The following is a 17,812-nucleotide window of genomic DNA, read 5'->3' on the forward strand; positions in this document are numbered from 1 at the left end:
GATACAATAAATGTACTGCAGCTCGAGACGAGCCTCCCGGGCGGTGGTTCTGGAAAAAATGGTGGGATGGATGTGCAATTGCCGTACAACGTCAAAATCGAAGCGTTTGAAGGGCCGCTTGATCTGCTTTTGCATTTGATCAACCGTTATGAAATTGATATTTACGATATTCCGGTCGCGCAAATTACGGAGCAGTATATGGCGTACATTCACGCCATGCAGGAGCTTGAGTTGGATATCGCCAGCGAATATTTAGTGATGGCGGCCGCCTTGCTTGCGATCAAAAGCAAAATGCTGTTGCCGCCCTCCAATGAGGAAGCTGTCGACGACGACATCGAGTGGAGCGGTGACGGGGACCCGCGCGAGGAGCTGACGCAGCGGCTGCTTGAATATAAAAAGTTTAAAGAGGCGGCGCGCGAGTTGAAGCGGCGCGAAGAGGAGCGGGCGCTTTTGTTTACAAAGCCGCCGAGCGACTTAAGCGCATACGCGGATGAGAAAAAGGCGGCGCCGCTGGATGTGAACGTATACGATATGCTTGGCGCCTTGTCGAAGCTGTTGCGCCGCAAAAAACTGCAAAAACCGATGCGGGCGAAAATCGCCCGCCAAGATATTTCCGTCGAACAGCGCATGGCGGAAATTTTGCATGAACTAAAGCAGGCGAACGGGCGGAAAAACTTTTACGAGCTGTTTCCGTCCTACGATCGTTCGTATATCATCGTGACGTTTTTGGCCATTTTAGAGTTGATGAAGCAAGACGAAATCATCGTTGAGCAAGAACGGAATTTCAGCGATTTGTTTCTTGCGGTGAAACCAGCCGGTTGAGATGGTGCGGTTTGGCCGCGGCGGTTCGCTGCGGCGGACCGCTTTCCTTTTGTTGGCCGTTTGGCCCATGCCGTGATGAGGCGGAGGGGTAGGCCAAGGACGACAGTGGAACGGACGTTGGAAAACGACGGAGACAGGCGGAAAGGAGGAGGGGCGCCAACGAGTTTGGCGCGGCAGAAGGGCGATGGAACAAAACGAAACGGAAAAAACGGGCGGCGCCGGCGCGCTCAAGCCGGCGAAGGCGATTGTCGAAGCGTTGTTGTTTGCCGCTGGTGACGAAGGACTGTCGCTTTCGCAAATCGCTTCTGTGTTGGAAGTCAGCGAGCTGGAAGCAAAGGCGGTGATCGCTGAACTGCAGGAGGACTACCGCCGCGAAGAACGCGGCATTCAACTGATGGAGCTGGCCGGCGTGTTTTTGCTGGCGACGAAAAAAGAGCACGCTCCATACTTGAAAAAGTTGGTCGAGGCGCCGGGGGCGTCGCCGCTGTCGCAGGCGGCGCTTGAGACGCTCGCCATTATCGCATACCGCCAGCCGATTACGCGCGCGGAGATTGAGGAAATTCGCGGCGTAAAAAGCGACAAGCCATTGCAGACGCTGATGGCGCGGGCGCTCATTCAAGAGGTTGGACGAGCCGAAGGAACCGGGCGGCCGATTTTGTACGGGACAACCCCGGAATTTCTCGATTATTTCGGGCTAAAAACGCTCGAGGAGCTGCCGCCGCTGCCGGAATGGGCGGACGATGGCGAATCCGAGCGGGAAGCGGATTTATTTTTCGAAAAATTAGCAGAAAATTTGAGCGACAGGCAGCCGGAATATGGTAAACTAAAGAAAAATGGCTGATCGGGAAGGAGAGCGCTCATGAACGTTTGCCGCCTGTATGGTGAAGAGCTGCAAAAGTCGCAATCGAACACGTTTGAAGACTATTTCAACCGCTCGGAAGTCACGTACCGCGACGGGGGCGAAGAGCGGACGCTGTCTGTGTTGTATTTGCGCCATTTTGAGGCGGCGCTGCTTGATGGGCTGCCGTATGAAAGCGATCCACTGTTTACGGCCAACGGGCGCGACATTTATTTGCGCGACATCATTGCTCTTGTCTGTTTATGGAAAAATCCGGCGTATCGGAAGCGAAAGCGCGTCTATATTCACGATGAAGAGGAATTGCGCCGTTATTTTGCTGAGGTAGACGCCAAAACGCTGCAGGCGCTCGTCAGCGAATGGGCGGAAACCGGCGAGTGCCGCTTGCCTGAATGGTCGGCGTAACGAGAAAATGCGGTTGGCGCCGCATTTTCTGTGCGTCCGGATCAGGAAACCGTTTGGTGCAGCCGGCAGTTTGCCAAAGCAGCCTGTCTTTTTCAGAAAAAATCGGGCTGACCCAAAACATATCCGCGTTTTGGGTCAGCCCGATTTTTTTGAGCGGTTTATCTATGGCTCATTTGCAGACCCGCCGCAGGGAAGCATCACGACGGTTCTGTTCTTCCTTGCTGTCTTTTCCCAAGATGAACTCCCGAGCGGCCGGGAATTTGGGTAAACGCGGACAAGAACGATTTCCCCATGACAGCATACGATATGGCGAACAAAACAGGAGGAGGTTTTTACCAAATGGACGATCGGGAGTTGTTCGCCCAATATGCGGCTAAGGTGAACGAATGGGGAAATCAAGTCAAGGAAACGCTCGCTTTGCGTGGGGCAAGCACGGATGGCGCTTCGTCGCTGCTCGAGTTTATTGCCGAGCATGACGGCGAGTGGACGGAAGAGGACGTCCGCAAGCTTCAGCGCCTTGCCGATGACGTGTATGTCGGTGCGCTTCGCCAGTATGTCATGGAAGCGGCTGCGTGGGGAAGACAAGTTGAACAGGCGCTGTCTGCACGCAGGATGGCTGAGGATGTTGGGCTTTCGTCTTTGTTGGCGTACATCGATGGATACGGCGATGAATGGACCGAAGAAGCGATTTACGAGCTCCAGCGTCTTGTCGATGACGTATACACTCGGGCCGTCCGCCTGGCTGATTCGTCAGCTGCCGAGCGGGAAGAAGAGGCGACGCAAGAACAAGTCGAAGGGGAATCAGTGTCGCCTAAACTGGTGATTGAAATTAAAGAGAAAGAAGACGGATGGCTTGACACGAGCGGGACGGCAAAGAGGGTTGAGGGCGAAAAAGAGCCGGCTTTTATGGCAGAGCTCTCCGACTCGCCGCCTGATATAGCGGACGGCGAGCCGGGCCAAGCGGACAACGCGGCCGATGGAAAGCGACGCTGGGTGGATGCGGACGACGGCGGTGAGCCGCGCCAACAAGCAGCGCCCGGCCGCCATGTCTTGCCGCCGCTGCCGTACCGTTATGACGCGCTCGAGCCGCATATTTCCGAAGAAATCATGCGCCTTCACCATACGAAGCACCATCAAAGTTATGTCGACGGCCTCAACAAGGCGGAGCGGATGATGGCCGAGGCGCGCCGGACGAACCATTTTGATCTGTTGAAACATTGGGAGCGGGAAGCGGCGTTTCACGGCTCCGGGCATTATTTGCATACAATTTTTTGGTACAACATGCATCCGGAGGGCGGCGGCGAGCCGCGCGGGGAGCTGCGGGCGCAAATCGAACGCGATTTTGGCAGCTTTGACGCCTTTCGCCGTCATTTCACCGAAGCGGCGAAAAGCGCCGAAGGGGTCGGCTGGGCGCTGCTCGTTTGGGCGCCGCGAGCGCACCGGCTCGAAATTTTGCAGGCGGAAAAACACCAGCTCATGGCGCAATGGGATGTGATCCCGCTTCTTGTGCTTGATGTGTGGGAGCATGCCTACTATTTGCAATACAAAAATGACCGGGCGGCGTACATCGAACATTGGTGGAACGTCGTCAATTGGCGCAACGTTGAAGAGCGCTTTCACGAGGCGCGGAAGCTTCGTTGGCAGCCGTTTTAAACGGGCGGGGGGAAACCCCCTGCCTGTTTTTTTGTGAGAGCAGGCGTTGCCAATCAATCAAGACACCTGTCCGTCTTTTCGTGGAGCGGCTTTCTCTTTGCAGGGAAATGTCATCAATGCGCCCAGTGCAAGCGCCGGAGCGGATCGTTCAGGGCTGTCTCCCCTTGCAACGGCATTTTTTCATCATATTTGTCCCATCGACGCATACACTTGTACAAAACGCGGCTTTGGGGTTCAGCCTGTTTCCGCCGCGACGTTTCTTCGGCTGCGGCCCGTTCAGCCTAATCGGAAAGGAGGAACAGGCGATTCCTTCCGGCTCGTTGAACGAGAGGGATCCTCGCCGATATGAGATGAATAAGCAGAAGCGGCTCATTGCGTTCATTCTTGCACTCGCTGCGGGGATTATGGCATTTGTGCCAGAGCGGATGCGCGCTATGGATGGGGTGAGCGCAAAAAGCGCGATTTTGATAGAGCAGCATTCCGGGCGGGTTTTGTTTGCCAAGGATGCCTATACAAAACGGCGCATCGCCAGCATTACGAAAATTATGACCGCCATTTTGGCGATTGAATCGGGGAAGATGGACGACACGGTGACGGTCAGCGCCCGCGCTGTCCGGACCGAAGGGTCGTCAATTTACTTGCGCCAAGGGGAGAAAATCAAACTGCGCGATTTGGTATATGGGCTGATGCTTCGTTCCGGCAACGACGCGGCGGTGGCCATCGCGGAACATGTCGGCGGCAGCGTCGAAGGATTTGTTTTTTTAATGAACCAAAAAGCAGCTGAAATCGGGATGCGTGATACCGAGTTTGCCAATCCGCACGGGTTGGATGACGCGGAAAACCACTACTCGACCGCGTACGATATGGCGCTGCTCATGCAATATGCGATGAAAAACAAAGAATTTCGGCGCATCTCGGGGACGAAGGTGTACCGCGCTCCCGCTCCGCCCGGCGAAGACGGCGCGCGTGTGTGGCGAAATAAAAACAAGCTGTTGACAAGTTTTTACGAATATTGCACCGGCGGCAAAACCGGCTATACGAAACAGGCCCATCGCACGCTCGTGACGACGGCGTCCAAAGGCGGCATCGATTTGATCGCCGTGACGTTGGATGCACCGGACGATTGGAATGACCATATCGCTATGTACGAATATGGATTTTCTCATTATCACATCGCCAAAGTGAGCAGCGAGCGGGTGGTCGACAAAATTTCTGATCCGTTTTACCGCGGGCGGCTGCATGCGGTCCGCGATTTGCGATATCCGGTGACCGATAAAGAGGAGAGCGGGCTGCGGGTGAAAGTGTATTTGCTGAAGCCGCGCAAAGGATGGGGAAAATACCCAGAACGGGCGCCGACAGAGGTCGGAAAGGCGGTGCTTTATTTGCATCAAAAGGCGGTTGATTCGGTGCCGCTGCTGTATGAACCGGGAAAGGAAGGAAGCGGCCGAGGGTTTTTATGGCAAGCATTTCGCTTTTTAGGTGTGAGAAGCGATGGTTAACCTCATTTGGGTGATGATGGCGGTCATTGGCATCGTCTTTGCGGCGGCCAACGGCACGATGGACGAAGTGAACAAAGCGGTGTTTGAAAGCGCCAAAGAAGCGGTGACGATCAGCATCGGCATGGTCAGTATTTTAGTGTTTTGGCTCGGGCTGATGGCGATCGCGGAACGCGCCGGCTTGCTTGACAGAGCAGCGCGTCTGTTTATGCCGCTCGTGCGCCGCTTGTTTCCAGAGGTGCCGCCCGGCCATCCCGCGCTCGGCTATATCGTCTCGAATATGGTCGCCAACATGTTCGGTCTTGGCAATGCGGCGACGCCGATGGGCATAAAGGCGATGGAGCAGCTAAAAAAGCTCAACGGCGGCCGCGACGAGGCGAGCCGGTCGATGGTGACATTTTTGGCCATTAACACATCAAGCATTACGCTCATTCCGGCGACCGTCATCTCGATCCGCATGACATACGGTTCAGCGGCGCCGGGCGAGATCATTGGGACGACGATCGTCGCCTCGACGATTTCGACGATCGGAGCGGTATTGATTGACCGGTACTATTATTGGAAACGGATGCGGAAAGGCAGGAAGCCATAATGGCCATCGTCCAACTTCTTTCTGTTTGGCTGATCCCTGCGCTCATTGCTTTTATTTTGCTTTACGGTACAGCAAAGAAAGTGCCGACGTACGAAGCGTTTGTGGAAGGCGGCAAGGAAGGGATCGAGATCGCGTTTTCGCTCATCCCGTATTTGGTCGGCATGTTGGTGTCGGTCGCCATTTTCCGAGCCTCAGGGGCGCTTGATGCCATGATGGAAGTGATCAAACCGCTGGCTGATGCCATTGGACTGCCGGCTGAAGTCGTTCCGCTTGCCGCTCTCCGCACGCTTTCCGGCACGGCGGCGCTCGGCATGACGACCGATTTGATCGCTACTTACGGCCCGGATTCGTTCATCGGGCGCCTTGCTTCTACGATCCAAGGCAGTACGGAGACGACGCTTTACGTGCTCACCGTCTATTTTGGCGCCGTCGGCGTCAAAAAAATGGGTGATGCGTTAAAAGTCGGCATTTTGGCCGACATTCTCAGCTTTATTGTTTCTGTTTTCATCGTTTTGTTTGTATTCGGGCGCTAGCGGCGCCTCTGTTTTTGTTTTCCCGCCCAATGGGCGGGCTTTTTGGTTGGCCCCAGAGAGGAATGATCAAAATAGAAAAGCGCCCTGCTTGTATCTGTCCGACGGAAAGGGTAAGATGATGAGAGAGGTGAGAGAGAATGGAACGGTTGCAAAAAGTGATCGCTCGCGCCGGCATCGCGTCAAGGCGCAAGGCGGAAGAACTCATTTTGCAAGGGCGGGTGAAAGTGAACGGCCGCGTCGTTAAGGAGCTTGGCGTCAAAGTCGGGCCGCGCGATGATGTCGAAGTCGACGGCATCCCGGTCGAGCGCGAAGAGCCAGTGTATTATTTGCTGTACAAGCCGCGCGGGGTGATGTCCAGCGTCAAAGATGACAGAGGCCGCAAAGTGGTGACCGATTTTTTCAAAGATCTGGACAAACGCATTTATCCGATCGGGCGGCTTGACTACGATACGTCTGGACTGCTTTTGTTGACGAATGACGGCGACTTTGCCAACCTGCTTATGCACCCGCGGTATGAAATTGAAAAAGTGTACATTGCCAAAGTGAAAGGCATTCCAACGCACGAGCAGCTGAAACGGCTCGAACAAGGAGTGCAGTTGGAAGATGGCATGACGGCGCCGGCCAAAGTGAAGCTGCTCTCCACCGACCGGAAGAAGGGGACAGCCATTGTGGAAATCCGTATCCACGAAGGACGAAACCGGCAAGTGCGCCGCATGTTTGAGGCGATCGGCTGCCAGGTGCTGAAGCTGAAGCGGGAGCGGTACGCGTTTCTCGATTTGAAAGGGCTGCGCCCCGGCGAATACCGCGAGCTGACGCCGCATGAGGTGAAGCTGCTGCGCGTCCTTGCCCAATCCGGGGGAAGAAAATGACGAAGATTGTCACATAACGTTCATATCCTTGCGCATAAACGAGCGAGGGACTTTGCTATAATGGAAAATGGGAGATTGTGAACCGCTTGCCTCCCCCTCTAGCGTTGACTGTGGGGGAGGAGAAACGTAAAGGGGTTTGAACGATGAAAAAACAACAGCGCTTCGTGATGAGGACAGCGATTTTGCTCGTGTTGCTCGCAGCGGTCGGCTATACGATTTACACGAATTTTTTCACGGAGAAAACGGCTGTCGCTGTTGGTTCGACGGCTCCTGATTTTGTGCTGACCGATTTGAAAGGGCATGAACATCGTCTTTCAGACTATCGCGGCAAAGGCGTTTTTTTGAACTTTTGGGGAACGTGGTGCAAGCCGTGCGAGCGGGAGATGCCGTATATGAACGAGCTGTACCCGATTTACAAAAAACAAGGGGTTGAAATTTTGGCTGTCAATGTCGGTGAACCGAAGTTGAGCGTTGAAAAATTCGCGGAACGGTTCGGCCTGACATTTCCGATTGTGATTGACCGTCAAGATCAAGTATTGAACGCCTATAACGTCGGGCCGCTGCCGACAACGTTTTTGATTGACAAAAACGGCGAAGTAAAACAAATCATTACCGGAACGATGACGAAAGAAGACATCGAACGGCATCTAGAAAGCATCAAACCGTAAGGAGTTTTGCGCCATGGAACACGTCAAATGCGAATGCGGCCATGTCAATCCGCACGGCACGGCGTTTTGTGAGTCGTGCGGCAAGCCGCTTGCCGATTTGGGAGAAAAACCGATTTTGGACATGCGCTACGAAGGAAGCGCGCGCCGATCGCAAACGTACAAAAAAACGATGATCGACCAAATTTGGGCGTTTTTCTCGTCGGTCAAAGTCGGGGTGGCGCTCATCGTCATCACGCTCATCGCTTCGGCGATCGGCACGATTTTCCCACAGCAAATGTATATTCCGCCGAACGTTGATCCAGCGGAGTATTATAAGCAGCAGTACGGCTGGGCAGGGAAGCTGTATTATGAGCTCGGCTTTAACAACTTGTACAGCTCATGGTGGTACATTTTGCTCATCGCCTTAATCGGCGTTTCGCTTGTCATTTGCAGCTTGGACCGGGTCGTTCCGCTTTACCGCGCCTTGAAGCGGCAAGGAGTGAAGCGCCATCCGCGCTTTTTAGAGCGGCAGCGGCTGTTTGGCGTCTCGCATGTGAGCGATCTCGACAAGACGATGGCTGTGTTGAAAGAACGGCTGGCTGCGCGGCGCTACCATGTCCGCGAGGAAGAGGGGAATTTGCTCGCTGAAAAAGGGCGGTTTTCCCGCTGGGGGCCGTACGTCAATCATATCGGCCTCATCATTTTCTTGATCGGGGCGATGCTTCGTTCCGTTCCCGGCATGTACATCGATCGGGTGATGTGGATCCCGGAAGGGGGGACGAAAGAAATTCCTGGGACGAACGGCCGCTACTTTTTAAAGAGTGAAAAATTTATTTTTGAAACATATGAGAAAGGCAAAGACAACGAAGTGTTCAACGCTGCCATCGACCGCGTCGGCAACGGGATGATCGCCAAAAACTATCAAACAAACGTCGTATTGTATAAGCGCGTCGGCCCTGTGATCCCCGGCGCCAAGCCGAAGCTTGAAAAAGTGAAGGAGTATCCGATTCGCGTCAACGAGCCGCTGGAGTTCGACCATTATGCGCTTTACCAAGTCGATTTCCGCTTGAATGAGCCGAAAGCGATGTCATTTCAATTGGCGGACAAGCAGTCGGGGAAAACGTTCGGCACGGTGACGGTCGACTTGTATGATCCGAAAGAGTCGTACAATCTCGGACATGGGTATCGCGTTGAGCTATTAAGCTATTTTCCTGATTTTGAGTTTGATGAAGACGGCAATCCGTCAACGAAGTCGCGCGTGCCGAACAACCCGGCGTTCGTGTTCAAAATGTACGCGCCGGACCGTCCGAAAGGGGAAGTAAGCTTTGTCGCCATCCAGCAGACGATCGAACCGTTTGGCAACAACAAATACAAAATGGCGTTCGCGGGGCTTCAAACCCGCAATGTCTCCGGTTTGACCGTCCGCCGCGACTTTACGCTTTGGATTTTAGGGGTAGGCGGCGCGATTTTCATGATTGGGCTCATCCAAGGGATGTATTGGAACCACCGCCGCATTTGGGTGCAGCGGGTAAACGGCGAGCTATGGATCGCCGCGCACACGAATAAAAACTGGTTCGGCTTGAAAAACGAGCTGCGCCGTTTGTTTGACGGCACCGGCGTCATGATGCCGGCTGATCAGCTCGAAAACGACAAAAAAGCCGGACAAGGAGGACAAGCGCATGGTACAGCTTAGCAGCACGTTGCTATATATCGCGTTCGTTCTATATTTAATCGGCACGTTCTTTTTTGGCGGCGCCATTCGCGACAAGCGAAAAGAACGGCAAGAGAAGGATCGTTGGTCGCAGCTTGGCATCGCGGTGACGATCATCGGCTTTCTCGCCCAAGTCGGCTATTTTGTGACGCGCTGGATCGCCGCTGGGCACGCGCCCGTGAGCAACTTGTTCGAGTTTACGACTTTTTTCGGCATGATGCTGGTTGCTGCTTTCATTATTATTTATTTCATTTACCGGCTGAGTGTGCTCGGCTTGTTTGCGCTGCCGGTTGCGTTGCTTGTGATTGCTTACGCAAGCATGTTTCCGCGGGAAATTTCGCCGCTCATTCCCGCCTTGCAAAGCGATTGGCTGCACATCCATGTGACGACGGCGGCGGCTGGTGAAGCAATTTTGGCCATCAGCTTTGTCGCTGGGCTCATCTATTTGATCCGCGTCGTCGATCAATCGAAGCCGTCGAAACGGACGTTTTGGCTCGAAGTGGTCATGTTTTGCTTAATTACCACGCTCGGCTTTGTCATCGTTTCGACAGCGTTCGGTCTTTCTGATTATGAAGCGAAGTTCACGTGGGTCGACAAAAACAAGCAGACAGTTGAGGTCATCTACGATATGCCGGCGCTCGTCGGGCCGCACAAAGGGGTGCTTATGAAAGAAAGCGCCGGCCGCATGGAGCCGCTTGTTGAGATGCCGGCGATCATCAATGCAAGAAAGCTAAATACGGTCATCTGGTCGCTCATAGCTGGAACGGCGCTGTACATCATGCTTCGGCTCCTCTTGCGCAAGCGCGTTGCCGCCGCGCTGCAGCCGCTCGTGAAGAACGTTAACTTGGATTTGACCGACGAGATCAGCTATCGGGCGGTGGCGATCGGCTTTCCAGTGTTTACGCTCGGGGCGCTCATTTTCGCGATGATTTGGGCGCAAATCGCCTGGACGCGCTTTTGGGGCTGGGACCCGAAAGAAGTATGGGCGCTCATTACTTGGCTGTTTTACGCTGCCTTTTTGCACCTTCGTTTGTCAAAAGGCTGGCATGGTGAGAAGTCGGCGTGGCTTGCCGTCATCGGATTTGCCATTATTATGTTCAACCTAGTGGCGGTCAACCTCGTCATCGCGGGGCTGCACTCGTACGCCGGAACATAAGCGCAAGGCAAACGGATGCCCTGTTGGCGGGCATCCGTTTTTTCAGTAAACTAGAAAGCGGGGGACTGTTTCCATTTTTCATATGGGAGGGTGTTTGGCGTGGAAAAGCAAGAAAAGCCAGTCCGCATTTTGGTTGTTGACGATGAGGAGCGAATTCGTCGGCTTTTAAAAATGTATTTGGAACGGGAAAACTATGTGATCGATGAGGCCGGCGACGGCAATGAAGCGTTGGAGAAGGCGTTGACGAATGATTATGACGTCATTTTGCTTGATTTGATGCTGCCGGGCAAGGACGGCATTGACGTATGCAAAGAAATTCGCGAGCAAAAAACGACGCCGATCATCATGTTGACGGCAAAAGGCGAAGAATCCAACCGGGTGCAGGGGTTTGAAGTGGGAACCGATGATTACATTGTCAAGCCGTTCAGCCCGCGCGAAGTCGTGCTGCGGGTGAAAGCGTTGCTGCGCCGCGCGGCGAACGCCGCCTACGCGCCGGTGGAGACGACGGCGAAAGACGTGCTTGTGTTTCCACATTTGACGATTGACAACGATGCCCACCGGGTGACGGTCGACGGCAAGGAAGTCAGCTTAACCCCGAAAGAATATGAGCTGCTTCTCTTTTTGGCCCGCTCGCCCGACAAAGTGTTCGACCGCGAACAGCTGTTGAAGGAAGTATGGCATTACGAGTTTTTCGGCGACTTGCGCACGGTCGACACCCACATTAAACGATTGCGCGAAAAGTTGAATAAAGCGTCGCCGCAGGCGGGAAAAATGATCGTCACCGTCTGGGGAGTCGGCTACAAGTTTGAGGCAGTGAACGACTGATGTGGCTGTTTCGCAGCGTTGTCGGCAAGCTATGGTTTACGATTTTACTGCTCGTTTCGTGCGTGCTGTTTATTTTAAGCATTTTGCTTATTAAATTTTTGGAAGATTATTATGTGCAGGAAGCGGAAAACGACCTGACCCGCCTGGCGACAAAAGTGGCCGAGGTGATGCACGACTACCGCGACGAGCAGCTCGCCCGTTCGATCGCCTGGACGCTTATGGACAATCGCACGAAAGCGGTCATCGTCGCCGATGAGTCGCACTATTGGTATTCGCCTGGCGACGCTGGTTTGGATAATATGCCGCTGTCTTCCATCCGCCAAGATCGGGATTTGCGCCGTGTGCTGACCGAGCGGGAGACGGTGAAAAAACGTCTGTATGCCCCGGAGTGGCAGCCAAAAGAAAAGCTGCCCCGCGATATGATCATCGTCGGCGTGCCGATGTCGATGCCGGACGGCAGCCGCGGCGCTGTGTTTATTTACCAATCGCTTGAAGCGATTGAACAGGCGACCAGTCGTACGAAAGAGCTCATTTTTCTCGCCGCGTTTATCGCCATTGTCATGACGACGTTTTTTGCCTTTTTCTTGTCAACGCGCATCACCTCCCCGCTTCGAAAAATGCGGCAAGCCGCGTTTGAAATGGCGCGCGGTCATTTTGACATGAAAGTGCCGATTTTAACGAATGACGAAATCGGCGGGCTGGCCATGGCGTTCAACCAAATGGGGCGGCGTCTGCAGTTTAACATCAACGCCTTAAACCAGGAAAAAGAACAGCTCGCCAGCATTTTAAGCAGCATGGCCGATGGTGTCATTACGTTTAACCGCGATGGGGAAATTTTGGTTACGAACCCGCCGGCCGAGCGGTTTTTGCAGGCATGGTATTTTGAGCAAGGGAACGATGTCGAGGCCATGGCTCCGCTGCCCCCGCAAGTGAAAGAACTGTTCGCCCGCGTCGTTCGCGAGGAGAAGGAGCAATCGACCGAAGTGACGCTGCAGGGGCGGACGTGGGTCATTTTAATGACGCCGTTGTACGGCAAAACGATGGTGCGCGGCGCGGTGGCTGTTTTGCGCGACATGACCGAAGAGCGGCGGCTTGACAAGCTGCGCAAAGATTTTATCGCCAACGTTTCGCACGAATTGCGCACGCCGATCGCCATGCTTCAAGGCTACAGCGAGGCGATCATCGACGATATCGCGGCGAGCGAAGAAGAGAAGAAAGAGATGGCGAAAGTCATTTATGACGAGTCGCTGCGCATGGGCCGCCTTGTTAACGATTTGCTTGACTTGGCGCGCATGGAAGCTGGCCATATCGAGCTCGCGTACGAACAAGTCAAGCTCGTTCCTTACATCGAGCGGGTGATCCGCAAGTTTTACGGGCTGGCGAAAGAAAAGCAGATTGAGCTGACAGCCGAGTTTCGCGACCAAGATATCGAAATCGCCTGCGATCCGGATCGGATCGAACAAGTGCTGACGAACTTGATCGACAATGCCATCCGCCATACGGAATCGGGCGGCACGGTCCGCCTGATTGCCGAACGAAGCGGCGACGGCGTGACGATCCATGTCCAAGATTCGGGCTCCGGCATCCCGGAAGAAGATTTGCCGTTTGTGTTCGAGCGGTTTTACAAAGCCGACAAAGCGCGCACGCGCGGTCGTTCCGGCACCGGGCTTGGCCTTGCCATCGCCAAAAACATCGTCGAAGCGCATAAAGGGTTCATTACCGTCCACAGTAAACTGAACGAAGGAACGACGTTTTCCTTTTATTTGCCGTCCGGTGAGCCGAAAGGAGCATAGCGCTGTTTGGAAGAGCGGGGAAGCCGCAGCTTCCCTGCTTCTTTCGTGCTGGAACCAGTTGGCGATCAACACTTGTTTCTGGTGGTATAGACAACTAGAATATATAATGTTATGATAGAAACAGAAGGTGGGAAATCGCGATGAAACGATGGATATTGAAAAATGCCGCGGTGTATGCAGAAACAGGACGCATTGAACAAGGATATGTGCTGATCGAAGGGGAAAAAGTGGCCGCGATCGGCCCGATGTCGTCATGCCCGACTGATGAAAGGGATGAAAGGGCGGAAGTGATCGAGCTTTCTCCGCAGTTTGCTGTTGTGCCGGGATTCATTGACGTCCATATTCATGGAGCGGCGGGGGCGGATGTCATGGACGCGACCCCGGAGGCGCTTGACAAGATGGCGAAGGCGCTGCCGGCGGAAGGCGCGACAAGTTTCCTAGCGACGACGATGACGGCGCCGAGTGAACAAATCGAAGCCGCGCTTCGCAACGTCGCTGGCTATATGGCGGAGGCGAACAGGCCGGGAGCCGCCGAAGTGCTCGGCGTTCATCTGGAAGGACCGTTTTTGTCGCCGAAGCGCGCTGGAGCGCAGCACCCGCGCCATCTCGCCGATCCGGACATCTCACTGTTCCAGCACTGGCAAAAGGCGGCGGATGGCCATATCCGCCTTGTCACCCTTGCTCCGGAGCGAAACGGGGGGCTGGAGCTTGCCGCCTACTTGAAACAGACGGGTGTGATCGCATCGATCGGCCATTCCGATGCCGTTTACGACGAAGTGAAAGCGGCGGTCGAGGCTGGGATGACGCATGCGACCCACCTGTTCAACGGGATGCGCGGCATCCATCACCGCGAACCAGGTGTCGCCGGCGCTGTGCTGATGTTTGACGAAGTCATGTGCGAGTTGATTGTCGATGGGCTGCACGTTGCGCCGCCGATGGTTCGCTTCGCTTACCGGAATAAAGGAAGCGATGGGCTCATCTTAATCACCGATGCCATGCGGGCGAAATGTCTCGGCGATGGGCGGTATGAACTTGGCGGCCAAGAGGTGGCGGTTCGGGGCCAAGAGGCGCGGCTTGCCGACGGCACGCTGGCGGGAAGCGTGCTCAAGCTTGGCGAGGCCATCCGCCGTGTGCTCGATTATACTGGCTGCACGCTTGAAGAGGTGATCCGCATGGCGAGCTGGAATCCGGCGAAACAGCTTGGCTTGCTTGATCGGAAAGGCAGCTTGCGGCCCGGCAAAGACGCCGATGTCGTCGTTTTGAATGAACGATATGAAGTCATGATGACGTTTTGCCGCGGCGTGCTTGCCTACAGCAAGCTGGATGAAAGGGGTAAAGAGCGATGGCCATGAAGCTTTTGAGAGCTGCTGACTACGCAGAGATGAGCCGCCAGGCGGCGGACATCATCATCAAACAAGTCAAGGAAAAGCCGAACGCCGTTCTCGGCTTGGCGACCGGCTCGACCGTGCTCGGTGTGTACCGCGAATTGGCCGTCGATCATCGGCAGCATGGGACATCGTATCGGCTCGTGCGCACGGTCAATTTGGATGAATACGTAGGCCTTGGCCCGGATCATCCGAACAGCTATCGCTATTATATGAATCAGCATTTGTTTGCCCAATTGGACATCCCGCTTCATCAGACGCATGTGCCGGACGGGTTGGCCGCTGATCTTGACGAAGAATGCCGCCGTTACGAGCGGCTCATCGATGAATTGGGCGGCATCGATTTGCAGCTCTTGGGCATCGGCCGCAACGGCCATATCGGCTTTAACGAGCCAGGGACGCCGTTTTCGACAGCCACCCACGTCGTCGAGCTGACCGAGCTGACACGGGAAGCGAACGCCCGCTTTTTCCCATCGCTTGATGACGTGCCGCGCTATGCCATTACGATGGGGATTGCGACTATTTTGCGCAGCCGCCGCATCGTGCTGTTGGCGTCAGGGGAGGAAAAAGCGGAGGCCATGGCCCGGCTTCTCGAAGGCGTTGTCACACCGGACTTGCCGGCTTCAGCGCTTCACCTTCATCCGGACGTGACGATCATCGCCGACCGAGAGGCGCTCTCGCTCATCCCAAAGGAAAAGCGGCGGGGGGATGCGCCGTGATCGATAAACAGTCGCCGATTCCGATTTACTATCAGCTCGAGCAATATATGAAAGAAAAGATCGAAAAAGGGGAGTGGCAGCCGGGCGAAATGATCCCGTCTGAGCGCGAGTTGGCGGACATGTATGACATCAGCCGGATGACCGTTCGGCAGGCGGTCAACAATTTAGTGAACGATGGCTATCTCATCCGCCAGCGCGGGAAAGGGACGTTTGTCGCCGCCCAAAAAATCGAGCAGCCGCTGAAAGGGCTGACGAGCTTTTCCGAAGATATGCGGGCGCGCGGCATGGAGCCCGGCACGATCGTCCTTAGCTTTGAGACGGTTCCGGCTTCCGAGAAGCTCGCTGAAGGACTTGGCGTCACGGAAGGCGATGACCTTTACGAAGTTCGCCGCCTCCGGTTGGCCGACGGGGCGCCGATGGCGCTCGAGACGCTCTATATTCCCGTCTGTCTTGTTCCGGGACTGACACGTGATGTTGTAAGCGGTTCCGTCTATGAATTTATCGAAAAAGAAAAAGGGATGATCATCGGCTCCGCTGTTCAAACATTGGAAGCATCTGTCGCCCGCAAGGTGGAGGCGGAGCATCTGAAGATGAAAGAAGGGGCTCCGGTGTTGCTGCTTGAGCGCCGCACGCACCTTGTCGACGGTCGGCCGCTTGAAGTCGTCAAATCGGTGTACCGCGGCGACCGGTACAAATTTATGATTGAGATGAAAAGGGGAGGATCAAGATGTTAGGCTTTTTACAGCGGCTTGGAAAAGCATTAATGCTGCCGATTGCCGTTTTGCCGGCGGCAGGATTGTTGCTTCGGCTCGGTCAGCCTGATTTATTGAATATTCCGTTTATCGCCGCCGCAGGCGATGCCGTGTTTTCCAATTTAGCTCTGATTTTTGCAATCGGGGTTGCTGTCGGATTTGCCAAAGACGGCAACGGCGCCGCCGCTCTGGCCGGCGCGATCGGCTACTTTGTCTTGACAAAAGGGGCGGCTGCCATTGATAAGGACATTAATATGTCCGTGTTAGGCGGCATCATCTCCGGGGTTGTCGCTGGGCTTTTGTACAATCGTTACCATGATATCAAGCTGCCGGATTGGCTCGGCTTTTTCGGCGGACGGCGGTTTGTGCCGATCGTGACATCGTTTGTGATGCTTGTGCTCGCTTTGGTTTTCGGCTATGTTTGGCCGCCGATTCAAGACGGCATCAACGCGGTCGGTCATTGGATCGTTGGGGCAGGAGCGCTTGGTGTCGGAATTTTCGGGTTCCTCAACCGGCTGTTGATTCCGGTCGGGCTGCACCATGTGTTAAATAGTTTTGTCTGGTTTGTCTTTGGCGAATATAACGGCAAAACCGGCGATTTGAGCCGCTTTTTCGCCGGCGACCCGGATGCGGGCATTTTTATGGCCGGCTTCTTCCCGGTAATGATGTTTGGCCTGCCTGCGGCAGCGCTGGCGATGATCGCCGCGGCGAAAAAAGAGCGGCGCAAAGCGATCGCCGGAGCGCTCTTCGGTGTGGCATTGACGTCATTTTTAACTGGGATTACGGAACCAATTGAATTTTTGTTTATGTTTTTATCGCCGCTCTTGTATGTCGTCCATGCCGTGTTGACCGGCTTGTCGCTCGCAGTGGCGACAATGCTTGACATCCACCACGGGTTTACGTTCTCGGCCGGGGCGATTGACTTTTTCTTAAACTACGGCATTGCGAAAAAACCGTATTTGTTGATTATTCAAGGTCTTGTATATGCTGTCGTCTATTTCGTCGTCTTCTATTTCCTTATTACAAAGCTCGATTTGAAAACGCCAGGCCGTGAAGATGAGGTAGAGGGCGAGTTTACCGACAGCGGTGCGGCGCAGTCGGGCGTCAAATACGAGGACCTTGCTGCAAAATATATCGAGGCGTTGGGAGGAAAAGATAATCTCGCGCAAATTGACAATTGCGTGACGCGCTTGCGCCTAAAAGTAAAAGACATGGCAAAAGTCAACGAAGCAGAATTGAAACGTTTGGGAGCGAAAGGTGTGCTTCGCCTCAACCAAACGGATTTGCAAGTGGTCGTTGGCACGGATGTCGAATTTCTGGCCAACGCTATGAGAAAATAAGGAACAACGAAGCCGTTCTTTTAAGGGACGCCAGAAAGGGGGAGCTCCGGTGAAGCGGCTGTTGGATTGCAACGCCTCGGATTTCGCACTGACAAGCAAAATGGCTGGGGCGGATCTCCATCATATCGGCGGCGACGCTGGCTATCATGGCATCGCTGTTCCAGAGAATATTATGGCGTATTCGATCGCCATTCGCGGCAGACGCCATACGTATATTCGCATGGCAAGATCGCCGTTGAGATAAAGTGGAATATGATC

18 protein-coding genes and 1 pseudogene are annotated in these 17,812 nt (G+C 54.5%); all 19 read left to right on the forward strand.

Features of this window, described 5'->3' with window-relative positions:
- The first annotated feature begins 66 nt into the window (after positions 1-66).
- A complete protein-coding gene (locus LG52_RS03935) occupies positions 67-822 on the forward strand; it encodes a segregation/condensation protein A (RefSeq protein ID WP_044730951.1) in 756 nt (251 codons plus the stop codon).
- Between the two features lie 184 nt (positions 823-1,006).
- A complete protein-coding gene (gene scpB / locus LG52_RS03940; RefSeq protein WP_044730952.1) occupies positions 1,007-1,663 on the forward strand; it encodes an SMC-Scp complex subunit ScpB in 657 nt (218 codons plus the stop codon).
- An 18-nt stretch (positions 1,664-1,681) separates the two neighbouring features.
- Positions 1,682-2,083 carry a hypothetical protein gene (locus LG52_RS03945; RefSeq protein ID WP_044730953.1) on the forward strand — a complete coding sequence of 134 codons (402 nt, stop codon included), beginning with the start codon at positions 1,682-1,684 and terminating at the stop codon, positions 2,081-2,083.
- Positions 2,084-2,096: 13 nt separating this feature from the next.
- Entirely contained in the window at positions 2,097-2,351 is a 255-nt protein-coding gene (locus tag LG52_RS03950; RefSeq protein ID WP_044730954.1) for a hypothetical protein, read from the forward strand.
- 71 nt (positions 2,352-2,422) lie between these two features.
- A complete protein-coding gene (locus LG52_RS03955) occupies positions 2,423-3,736 on the forward strand; it encodes a superoxide dismutase (RefSeq protein WP_044730955.1) in 1,314 nt (437 codons plus the stop codon).
- A 350-nt stretch (positions 3,737-4,086) separates the two neighbouring features.
- On the forward strand, positions 4,087-5,235 hold the full coding sequence (locus LG52_RS03960) for a D-alanyl-D-alanine carboxypeptidase family protein (RefSeq protein ID WP_044733082.1): 1,149 nt from the start codon (positions 4,087-4,089) through the stop codon (positions 5,233-5,235).
- Positions 5,228-5,824: a nucleoside recognition domain-containing protein gene (locus tag LG52_RS03965; protein ID WP_044730956.1), complete on the forward strand. Its 597-nt coding sequence runs from the start codon at positions 5,228-5,230 to the stop codon at positions 5,822-5,824. Before LG52_RS03960 ends, LG52_RS03965 begins: the two co-directional genes overlap by 8 nt.
- Positions 5,824-6,357, forward strand: a complete 534-nt coding sequence (locus LG52_RS03970; protein WP_011231766.1) for a spore maturation protein — start codon at positions 5,824-5,826, stop codon at positions 6,355-6,357. Before LG52_RS03965 ends, LG52_RS03970 begins: the two co-directional genes overlap by 1 nt.
- A gap of 137 nt (positions 6,358-6,494) precedes the next feature.
- Positions 6,495-7,226, forward strand: a complete 732-nt coding sequence (locus tag LG52_RS03975) for a pseudouridine synthase (protein ID WP_044730957.1) — start codon at positions 6,495-6,497, stop codon at positions 7,224-7,226.
- Between the two features lie 143 nt (positions 7,227-7,369).
- Positions 7,370-7,894: a thiol-disulfide oxidoreductase ResA gene (gene resA, locus LG52_RS03980; protein WP_044730958.1), complete on the forward strand. Its 525-nt coding sequence runs from the start codon at positions 7,370-7,372 to the stop codon at positions 7,892-7,894.
- Positions 7,895-7,907: 13 nt separating this feature from the next.
- On the forward strand, positions 7,908-9,566 hold the full coding sequence (locus tag LG52_RS03985) for a cytochrome c biogenesis protein ResB (protein WP_044730959.1): 1,659 nt from the start codon (positions 7,908-7,910) through the stop codon (positions 9,564-9,566).
- Complete coding sequence (ccsB, locus tag LG52_RS03990; protein WP_044730960.1) at positions 9,553-10,740, forward strand: c-type cytochrome biogenesis protein CcsB; 1,188 nt, start codon at positions 9,553-9,555, stop codon at positions 10,738-10,740. The genes LG52_RS03985 and ccsB overlap by 14 nt, the downstream gene beginning before the upstream one ends.
- A 99-nt stretch (positions 10,741-10,839) precedes the next feature.
- Positions 10,840-11,565, forward strand: a complete 726-nt coding sequence (locus tag LG52_RS03995) for a response regulator transcription factor (RefSeq protein WP_044730961.1) — start codon at positions 10,840-10,842, stop codon at positions 11,563-11,565.
- Positions 11,565-13,358 (forward strand): ATP-binding protein, encoded by a 1,794-nt coding sequence (locus LG52_RS04000; RefSeq protein ID WP_044730962.1) that lies wholly within the window; start codon positions 11,565-11,567, stop codon positions 13,356-13,358. Before LG52_RS03995 ends, LG52_RS04000 begins: the two co-directional genes overlap by 1 nt.
- Before the next feature lie 140 nt (positions 13,359-13,498).
- A complete protein-coding gene (nagA, locus tag LG52_RS04005; protein ID WP_044730963.1) occupies positions 13,499-14,710 on the forward strand; it encodes an N-acetylglucosamine-6-phosphate deacetylase in 1,212 nt (403 codons plus the stop codon).
- Positions 14,701-15,462: a glucosamine-6-phosphate deaminase gene (nagB, locus tag LG52_RS04010; protein WP_082055804.1), complete on the forward strand. Its 762-nt coding sequence runs from the start codon at positions 14,701-14,703 to the stop codon at positions 15,460-15,462. The genes nagA and nagB overlap by 10 nt, the downstream gene beginning before the upstream one ends.
- Complete coding sequence (locus LG52_RS04015; protein WP_044730964.1) at positions 15,459-16,196, forward strand: GntR family transcriptional regulator; 738 nt, start codon at positions 15,459-15,461, stop codon at positions 16,194-16,196. Before nagB ends, LG52_RS04015 begins: the two co-directional genes overlap by 4 nt.
- Positions 16,190-17,554, forward strand: a complete 1,365-nt coding sequence (nagE, locus tag LG52_RS04020; protein ID WP_044730965.1) for an N-acetylglucosamine-specific PTS transporter subunit IIBC — start codon at positions 16,190-16,192, stop codon at positions 17,552-17,554. The genes LG52_RS04015 and nagE overlap by 7 nt, the downstream gene beginning before the upstream one ends.
- A gap of 85 nt (positions 17,555-17,639) precedes the next feature.
- Positions 17,640-17,798, forward strand: a pseudogene (locus tag LG52_RS04025) (haloacid dehalogenase-like hydrolase); the annotation flags it as partial.
- Positions 17,799-17,812: the final 14 nt, after the last annotated feature.

The organism is Geobacillus kaustophilus, from assembly GCF_000948285.1.
Classification (GTDB): domain Bacteria; phylum Bacillota; class Bacilli; order Bacillales; family Anoxybacillaceae; genus Geobacillus; species Geobacillus thermoleovorans_A.